This window comes from Paraglaciecola sp. MB-3u-78 (assembly GCF_002835935.1).
Classification (GTDB): domain Bacteria; phylum Pseudomonadota; class Gammaproteobacteria; order Enterobacterales; family Alteromonadaceae; genus Paraglaciecola.
Window position 1 is genome coordinate 1 of sequence record NZ_PJCF01000052.1, and the last position, 764, is coordinate 764.

1 protein-coding gene is annotated in these 764 nt (G+C 35.2%); it reads left to right on the plus strand.

The genetic code is table 11. The features are described 5' to 3' along the window. Positions 1–289: 289 nt before the first annotated feature. A complete protein-coding gene (gene tenpIN / locus CXF95_RS26275; protein ID WP_101201409.1) occupies positions 290–760 on the plus strand; it encodes a type III toxin-antitoxin system TenpIN family toxin in 471 nt (156 codons plus the stop codon). Positions 761–764: the final 4 nt, after the last annotated feature.

Consider the following 764-nt stretch of genomic DNA (forward strand, 5'->3'; position numbering starts at 1 on the left):
AAACATCATGGTGGGAATTTTACTCGCTGAAAAAGCGCTCCTAAAATCCCCATATGTTAAGCGTTAGCCTTATCTAGATTACTCAAATACTCGTTGACTTTTGAGACTAATAGGCTCATTATTAAGTTGTAGTCAGTGGCGGTAGGAAAGCCCCACGTAAAAAACAGAAATTTCCAAACTGAAAGTTGTGGCGGTAGGAGCACCCCACGTAAATAACTGAAGCATCCAAACTGAATTGACTACCGAAAACCTCCGAAAGGAGGTTTTTTCGTTTTAGGGATATAGACTAGTGCAATTAAAAAAATTAGATAATTCGTTTTATAGTGATAATACTCATTTAAATGAAGCGTTAGACAACCATGATGGTAATTGGGCTAAAGGCAAAGTACGAGGTTATGGTATTGTTATTATTTCAATCAACAACCTATCTTTTGCAGTACCACTGCGTTCAAATATAAGACACAAATCCTCGTATATTACTGTTAAAAGTATTCAAGGTGGCTTTGAAGGTAAAGGATTGGACTTTACTAAAGCTCTCCTGATCACTGACGAAAAGTATGTATCCAACTTACCTTTTAAAATCTCATCAGGCGAACATAAGAAACTTGCAAATAAAGAGCATTTCATTACAAGTAAATTTGAAAAATATGTTGCAAAGTATATTGTTGCTGTTGAAAAATCTGATAGTAATATCCTGCAAAGCTCAAATTACCGTTTCTCAACACTTTGTAATTACCACAGTGAACTTGGCTTAAAATAAGGCT